We start from the raw sequence: 8277 nt of genomic DNA on the forward strand, positions 1-8277 counted from the left end.
CGGACACGAGCGGCGGACACGAGCGACGGCCGGCCTGCCTCGCGGACCCGGACCCGAACCGGGACCGGGACCGGGACCCGGGGCCGACCGGTCGACGGGCCGTCTGCCGCTCGTGCGTGGGTAGCCTGCCGTTGGCGCGTACGTCATGCGCCGTCTCTACCGTCCGTGCCATGAACAAGCTCCTGATCACACTGAGCGCGGTCGCGCTGACCGTCGGTCTCGCCTCGCCCGCGGTGGCCGACCGTGACCGCCACCACCGTCCCGCCGAGTTCGGCCGGGCCACCCTGACCGGATTCGCCTCGCTGCCGGCCGAGACCTACGTACCTGGCAGCCCGGTCTCCGGCGCGGCCCTCGGCACGGCGCCCGTCAACGGCATCGCCGCGCCGTTCCCGGGCCAGCCCGTCCAGGGATTCAGCGGCATCCTCAACCGGCACGACGGCACCTACGACGTGCTGTCCGACAACGGTTTCGGCAACAAGGCCAACAGCGCCGACTTCCTGCTCCGCGTCCACCACGTCAAGCCGGACACGCGCACCGGCAAGGTCAAGGTGCTCGGCGGCTTCTATCTGAGCGACCCGAACCGCCATGTGCCGTTCGCGCTCACGCGCGCCGACCGGGTGCTGACGGGCTCCGACTTCGACGTCGAGTCCATCGTGCGGGCCTCCGACGGCACTTACTGGATGGGCGACGAGTTCGGCCCGTTCCTGCTGCACTTCTCCTCGAAGGGCCGTCTCCTCCAGGCTCCCGTCCCGCTCAAGGGAGTTCAGGCGCCGGAGAACCCCTATCTGAACGGCGCGGCCCCCAACCTGCCCAGCAGCAAGGGCTTCGAGGGCATGGCGCGCGGCGTCGACGGCCGTCACCTCTACCCGCTGCTCGAAGGCTGGGTGTCCGACGGCACGCCCGGCGATCTGCGGATGAGCGAGTTCGACCTGCGGACGAGCCGCTACACCGGCAAGCGCTGGATCTACCGCCTGGAGTCGACCGACAACGCCATCGGTGACGCGATCGCCCTGGACGCCCACCGCTTCCTGGTGATCGAGCGCGACGGCGGCCAGGGCGACTCCGCCAAGTTCAAGCGCATCTATCTGGCGGACAACCGCGACCGGAACCACGACGGCGTCATGGACAAGACCCTGGTCGCCGATCTGCTCGACATCGCCAACCCCAAGGGCCTCGGCGGCTTCGGGAAGACCTTCCGCTTCCCGTTCACCACGATCGAGGACGTCGTGCTGATCGACGACCGCACCCTGGCCGTCATGAACGACAACAACTTCCCGGGCTCCTCGGGCCGTACGCCCGGCAAGGCGGACAACAACGAGTTCATCACCCTCCGTCTCACGGACCCGCTGAACGCCGACAGGCGCGCGTTCCGCTGAACCGGTGCCCGGCCGCCGACCGTTGATCCGGTCGGCGGCGGGCCACCCGGTGGCCGTGCGGTGGGCAGTGGTGGTCATGGCATGCCCATGGTTCCCCGATGCGAATCCGAAGGGCTTATGTCATCCCTTCGTTATCCCTCGGCAGGTATCGATCCCAGTGGTTGGGGCAACGAGTCGGTGGCCGAGGAGTCCGTATGTCCAGGGGCCGCGGCTCCGTCGCGAAGGTGTATGAAGAGTCCTCCTCCACAGGTGTTGACGCACTCCCATTCCGTGACGGAACATCACATCAGGTGCACAACGCGGAGTTGGGCGCCGTGATGTCGAAGGAGCGGCTCATGAGCGGAACGGTCAAGAGCGACAGCACCTCACGCCGCAAGCAGACCACGATCAAGATCCGTCGGCTGGACAGGAAAGAGACAACGGGCGACAGCAATTCCACCGGCTCCTGAACGGGTCGCCGTGCCGGGGCGATATCCAACGGTCGATGAACTGACCTCCGGCGCCGCGGCCTTGGCCGCGGCGCACCCCGACCGGGTGGTTCTGCGGTGCATCGGGACCTCACGGGCGGGGGAGCCGATCCGGCTGATGTCCGTGGGGCGGGGCAGCCGGCATGCGCTGGTGGTCGCGGGGCCGCATGCCAATGAACCGGTCGGAGGCCTCACGGTGCTGCGTCTGGCCCGGTATCTGCTGCGGCCCGGCCGGCCGGCCCGGTTCACCGACACGGCCTGGCACTTCGTCCTCTGTCTCGATCCCGACGGAGCCCGCCGCAACGAGCGGTGGCTCAAGGGCCCGATGACCTTCGCCCAGCACTACCGGAACTTCTTCCGGCCGGGCTTCGCCGGACAGCCCGAGTGGCTGCCCACCGAGCCCGGCGCCGAGCCCATGCCGGAGACCCGGGCCCTGCTCGGTCTCCAGGACGAACTGCGGCCCTATCTCCAGTGTTCGCTGCACGGCGTGGACGTGGGCGGCAGCTTCGTACAGCTCACCCGCGCGCTGCCCGGACTCTCCGACGAGCTGGCACAGTCCGCCGCCGATCTCCGGATCCCGGTGGAACTGGGCCCGTACGACGCGTTCTTCTGGCCGAGTCCGGGACCGGGTGTCTATGACATGCCACGGCCGCAGGAGACCGATCAGTTCGTCTCACTGCCCGCCGCCACCGCCACCTCCACCTGGTTCCATCCGCATCCGTACGGCACCGTCACCGCCGTGGTCGAGGCGCCGATGTGGGGTGCCGACGGAGTCGGCGACACCTCGCCGCATCCCGATCCGTACGGCGCGCTGGAGACCATCAGCCGTACGCTCCGGCAGGACGCGCGGACACTCGCCGGTCTGCTGGAGCAGGTACGGCCACACCTCCTCGCCACCGCGGGCCCGCTGCTCGCGCCGGTGGACGAATATCTCGCCGTCAGTCCCGGACTCGCCGACGAGTGGGCTCCGGAAGCGGCCGGTCTGCCGCCGATGAACCGGGCGCGGATCATGGCGCTGCGGATCGCCGCGCGGCGGCTCGTCGTCCGTACGGCGGGCATGCTGCACCAGACTCTTCCTCCGCAAGCTCTCCCGGAGCCGCTGGCCGAAGTACGCTCCACCCTGGACCGGTTCCTCACCGAGCGCTGCGCCGCCTTCGAGGCCGACTGCGGCGCCCGCTGGATCCCGGTCCGTGACCAGGCGGAACATCAGTTCAGGATCGTGCTGGCCGCCGCGGAGCTGGCCGAGCGGTCCAGGGAGCCGAGGGCGGTACGGGCATGACACCCGACGGGCGTCCGGAACCGGTGTCCGGCTTACGGCGGCCACGGGTGAAGCCCGAACACCGGGCGTACCGCACGGTGGACGGCAACGTACGGATCGGCAGTGTCGTGTACGGAATCGGCGCCGAGGTCACCGACCCGGACGGCTGGATCTGGACACTGACCGAGGCGCTCGACGGCTCCCGCGCTCCCGCCGAGGCGGTCACGCAGGTGCTCGCCCGCCATCCCGGAGTCGAGCCCAGCTCGGTCACCGAGGCGATGGACGATCTGTACGAGGCCGGATTCCTGGAGGACGCCGGAGCGGAGCCCTCCGCCGCGCTCACCGACGAGGACCGCGAGCGCTACAGCCGCGGTGTGACGCTGCTGCGCTGGATGGATCTCTCACCGCGCGCGACGGCGTGGGAGCTCCAGGCGCGATTACGGTCGGCCCGGGTCCTGCTGCTCGGCCTCGGCGGCACCGGAGGCTTCGCCGCCCAGGGCCTCGCCGCGTCGGGCGTGGGCCGGATGCACTGTGTGGACGGCGATGTCGTGGAGCTCTCCAATCTCAACCGGCAGCCGCTCTACCACGAGAGCGACATCGGCAGGCCCAAGGCAGCGGCGGCGGCAGCGGCCCTCAAGTCGGTCAACTCGCGGGTGGCGGTGACCGCGGAGCGGCGCGAGGTGCACGGCCCGGACGATCTCGCCGCGCTGCTCGCGCCCGGCTACGATCTGCTGCTGCTCTGCGCCGACCGGCCGCCGGAGATCCGCCGCTGGGCCAACCGGGTCTGTCTCGCCGCCGGGATTCCCTGGCTCGACGCGGGCTACCGCGGTCCGCTGGTCACGGTCGGCGTCCATGCTCCAGGCCGAGGGGCCTGCTGGGAGTGCCACCGCGCGGGCGAGGTCGAGCGGCGCGATCTGCGGCTCGGCGCGGGCCAGGACGAGGAGGCGGCCTCGCCCAGGATGGAGTGGAATCCCGTGAACGCCGTCACCGCCGGGCTCTCCGGCCATCTCCTCGTCTACGCCGCGATCGCGCTGCTGACCGGCGTACCGGAGATGGAGCCCGGCTTCCGGTTCGGCCTCAATCTGATGGCGCTCTCCGAGCCGCTGGAGGAGCGCTTCGAGCGCAGACCGGACTGCCCGGCCTGCGGAACACCTCCGCGCGCATGACGGAGATCGCGCCCGGCGAACAGAGACGAACGCACGGACGGTGATGGCCCGTACTCCCGGCCCGGTCCGACGCGCGGTCGAACGGCCGAATTCGTGCGGATTCAGGTCCACTCGGGGCACTCCGCGGCTACCCTCGACACTTGACCTGCGCACTGTTCGAAAGAAGGAGGGATGCCGGTGCACTGGCCGGAACACTCGATCGCCCTCCCTCTGCTGGAGCGCGAGCCCGAACTCGCGGCGGCGGCACGCGCGGTGGACGCGCTCTGTGCGGAAAAGCCCTCCGGTGGGCTGCTCGTCTACCGCGGCGCGGCGGGACTCGGCAAGACGGCGCTGCTCTCCGAGGTACGCCGGATGGCGACCGGACGCCGCATGGTGTGGTCCGCGCGCGGCGGTGAGACCGTCACCTCCGTCCCGTTCCATGTCGTACGGCAACTGCTCCTGCCCGCCGTGACGATGGCCGAGCGGGACGGCGAAGGCGCTCCGGACGCACGGGAACTGCTCGGCGACCGGTACGAGATCGTCGGTCCCGCACTGGGCATAGCGCCGCCCGGCGAACAGCACGCCGATCCGCAGGGCGTCAGGGACGGGCTGGACGCGCTGGTCGAACGGCTCGTGGAGGCACATGGACCGCTCGTCCTCATCGTCGACGACGCGCAGTGGGCCGATCTGGAGACACTCGCGTGGCTGGCCTCCTTCGCCGAGCGTCCGGCCGGCGGTCTGCCCGTCCTCGTGGTGGTCGCGTATCGCACGGAGGAGGCCGTCGGCGAGACCGAGCAGTATCTCCGGACACTCGGCGCCGCGGCCAAACTGCTGGTCAGCCTGCGGGAGTTGACCTCCGACGCCACGGCCGGCCTCACCCGCGCCGCGCTGGGCGAGCACGCGGACGATCCGTTCTGCCGCGAGGTGTGGGCGGTGACCGGCGGCAACGCGTACGAGACCGTCGAACTGCTCGCCAAGGTCGGGGACTGCGGACTCGAACCGGTCGAGGAGTCCGCCGGTGAGCTGCGCGCCCTCGGTGCCTCGGCGCGGGGCAGAGGACTGATCGCCCGGCTGGAGGAACTGGGCCCGGCCACCACCAAGTTCGCCTGGGCCGCCGCGATCCTCGGTACGGACATCTCCCTCGATCTGGCCGTCTCGCTGGCCGGTATGAGCCATGAAGAGGCCGCCGGGTGCGCCGAACGGCTGCGGGCCGCGCGCATCCTGGTGGGCGTGGACCCGATGGAGTTCGTCCATCCGCTGATCGCGGGCGCCGTCTACCGCGCCATTCCCTCCGCTGTCCGTACCGCACTGCACGGCCTCGCCGCATGGGCGGTCACCCGCAGTGGCCGAGGTCCGGCGGCAGCGGCACCGCACCTCCTCGAAGTGCATCCGGACGGCGACGCCGAACTGGTCGAGCAGCTCCGCGAAGCCGCCGCCGAGCATCTCGCGGTGGGTGCGCCGGACGCCGCGCGGCGCTGTCTCGAACGCGCCCTGGAGGAACCGCCGTTGCTCAGTGTGCGAGCCGAAGTGCTGTACGAGCTGGGCTGTGCCACCTTGCTCACCTCACCGGCCACCACGGTCGGCCATCTGCGCGCGGCGCTCGACACCCAGCAGCTCGACGACGACCTCCGCGTCGATGTGGTCTTCCGGCTCTCACAGGCCCTGACACACAACAACCAGACCGGCGACGGCGCCCATGTGGTGGCCTCGGAGGTCGCCCGTACGGCAGAGGGCCCGGCCAGAATGCGGCTCCAGGCGGCCCACTTCCTGTGGGAGGGAGTGCAGGCCATCGAGGACGACGGCCCTGGGCGCTCCCGCCGTCTCGACCGGGTGGCCGCCGGACTCACCGGACGTGACAACACCGAACGTGTACTGCTGATGCTGCGCGCCTTCGACGGCACGGCCCGCGGCGAGAGCGCCGAGGAGATCGTCCAGATAGGTGAACGCGCCCTGCTGAACGGCGGATTGGCGGCCGGAGTCGGCTGGACCGACACGGCCTGGGGCTTCGAACCGCCGGCCCTGCTCGGACTGTCGTACGCCTTCGCCGACCGGCTCGACCGCGCGGAGAGTCTGTTCACGGAGGGCCTGCGGGCCTTCGAGATCTCCGGCTGGAGCGGCGGCCATCTCGCCTTCGCCCACGCGCTCGTCGGTTATCTCCACCGCAGACGCGGCGATCTCGCCGAGGCCGAGGCGTATCTGCGTGAGAGCCTGCGGCTGGCCGACCGGGTCGGGAACGGGCTGCCGATGCACTGGGACGCGGCCTCCATGCTCATCGACACACTGCTCGCGCGCGGCCGTGCCGACGAGGCGCGGGAGGCGGCCGAGCGCCATGCGTTCGTCCCGCCGTACTCCTCCTCGATCGTCATTCCCGACGCGCCGTCCGTCCGTGGCCGGCTGCTGCTCGCACTCGGCCACAAGAAGGAGGCCGTCGCCGAACTGGAAGCGGCCGGGGCGGCGTTGATGGAGCGCGGACGGCACAACATCGTGATGGCTCCCTGGGCGTGCGACCTCGCGTACGCGCTCGCCGAGGAGGATCCGGCCCGCGCCGCCCAGCTTGCCGCGTACGCCCGTGACCGGGCCGAACGCTTCGGTACGCACACCGCCATCGGAGTCGCGCTGCGCTGTGCGGCGTCCCTGAAGGAGGGCCGGGCGCGTACCGAGCTGCTGGCGCAGGCCGTCGGGCATCTCGAAGCGTCGCCCTCCCGGTACGAACTGGCCCTCGCCCGTGTCGAGTACGGCATGGCGGCGGGCCTCCCGGCCGAAATCTCCGGCGGACTGGAGCTGGCCGGGCGATGCGGCGCCGACGGTCTCGCGGCACGGGCGCGGCGGGCGCTGGAGGCTCCACACGTACGACGCTGAAAACCAGTGGCCCGGGCGGACGCGGCCCGGCAGTATCGGTGCCGGAGCGCCGTACGACGCGCACCTCTGACAGGAGACCGGAACCTTTGCCCGTACAGCCCGACGACCCGCACTCGGACCGGCCCGGCTCAGCTCTGCGCGCCGACTGCGGGAACTGCTTCGGGCTGTGCTGTGTGGCACTGACGCTCTCGGCCTCGGCCGACTTTCCCGTCGACAAGGACGCCGGAGAGCCCTGCCGCCATCTCCGGACGGACTTCCGCTGCGGAATCCATCAGCGTCTCAGGGAGCAGGGCTACCGGGGATGCACGGTGTACGACTGTTTCGGCGCGGGCCAGAAGGTCTCCCGGATCACCTTCGGCGGAGAGGACTGGCGGCGGGCGCCCGGGAGCGCCGAGCGGATGTTCGCCGTACTTCCGGTGATGCGACAGCTCCATGAGCTGCTCTGGTATCTCGGCGAAGCCCTGACACTGGAGCCGGCCCGCCCGCTGTACGGCGAGCTCCGCGACGCGCTCGACGCGACGGAACGGCTCACTCTGACCGACGCCGACGCCCTGCTGGAGCTGGACATGGCGGCCCGGCGCGCGGCGGTCAATCCGCTTCTGCTGCGGACGAGCGAGCTGGTACGCGCCCAGGTCCCCGGCAGAAAGAAGAACCGCAGAGGCGCCGACCTCCTCGGCGCGAAGCTCAAGGGTGCCGATCTGAGAGGTGCCGATCTGCGTGGCGCGTGTCTGATCGCGGCCGATCTGCGGGACGCCGATCTGCGGCTGGCCGATCTGATCGGCGCGGATCTCAGGGACACCGATCTGCGGGGCGCCGATCTGACCGGAGCGCTCTTTCTGGTCCGGACACAGATCAACGCGGCGAAGGGCGACGCCGCCACCGGACTCCCCACGGCCCTCACCCGGCCCGCCCACTGGTAGACGGCGGCGGCAGTGGCCTCCGGCAGTGGTGTGCCCTCCGGCAGTGGTGCGCCCTTCGCCCTCACAGCGCCCGGCGCCGGGTCACACGGCGCAGGAAGTAGAGAGCGACGGCCGCGAGACAGGCCGAGCCGATGAAGAGCACGGGCATGAAGTACCCGTACCCGGGCTCCTCCTCGGCCGCTCGCGAGGGTGCGGCATGAGCCGCCACCGGCTTCGGTGACGGCTCGGGCGCCGGGACCGGGGCCGCGGCGG

The 8277-nt window shown here is 71.0% G+C and carries 6 protein-coding genes; 5 read left to right on the forward strand and 1 reads right to left on the reverse strand.

The window, feature by feature from the left end:
- Positions 1–170: 170 nt before the first annotated feature.
- From GA0115259_RS33440 to GA0115259_RS33465, 5 genes are all read left to right on the forward strand, one after another.
- The gene (locus tag GA0115259_RS33440) at positions 171–1376 is read left to right on the forward strand and encodes an esterase-like activity of phytase family protein (RefSeq protein WP_093603887.1); all 1206 of its coding nucleotides are present in this window, start codon (positions 171–173) and stop codon (positions 1374–1376) included.
- A gap of 459 nt (positions 1377–1835) precedes the next feature.
- Positions 1836–3122: a M14 family zinc carboxypeptidase gene (locus GA0115259_RS33450; protein ID WP_161230535.1), complete on the forward strand. Its 1287-nt coding sequence runs from the start codon at positions 1836–1838 to the stop codon at positions 3120–3122.
- Positions 3123–3169: 47 nt separating this feature from the next.
- Positions 3170–4267 (forward strand): HesA/MoeB/ThiF family protein, encoded by a 1098-nt coding sequence (locus GA0115259_RS33455; protein WP_093603893.1) that lies wholly within the window; start codon positions 3170–3172, stop codon positions 4265–4267.
- 177 nt (positions 4268–4444) lie between these two features.
- Positions 4445–7105: an ATP-binding protein gene (locus tag GA0115259_RS33460; RefSeq protein WP_256098254.1), complete on the forward strand. Its 2661-nt coding sequence runs from the start codon at positions 4445–4447 to the stop codon at positions 7103–7105.
- Between the two features lie 86 nt (positions 7106–7191).
- Positions 7192–8025 (forward strand): pentapeptide repeat-containing protein, encoded by an 834-nt coding sequence (locus tag GA0115259_RS33465; RefSeq protein ID WP_237540676.1) that lies wholly within the window; start codon positions 7192–7194, stop codon positions 8023–8025.
- A 61-nt stretch (positions 8026–8086) separates the two neighbouring features.
- On the opposite strand, the gene GA0115259_RS40795 is transcribed toward GA0115259_RS33465, so the two are convergent.
- A partial coding sequence (locus GA0115259_RS40795) for a hypothetical protein (RefSeq protein ID WP_161230536.1) occupies positions 8087–8277 on the reverse strand: 191 nt, incomplete at its 5' end.

Origin of the sequence: Streptomyces sp. MnatMP-M17, from assembly GCF_900091995.1 — a bacterium.
Taxonomy (GTDB): Bacteria; Actinomycetota; Actinomycetes; order Streptomycetales; family Streptomycetaceae; genus Streptomyces.

What these genes read in the sequence shown, in the direction of transcription:
- GA0115259_RS33440 (WP_093603887.1), top strand. Translation starts at nt 171, where the DNA reads ATGAACAAGCTCCTGATCACACTGAGCGCGGTCGCGCTGACCGTCGGT.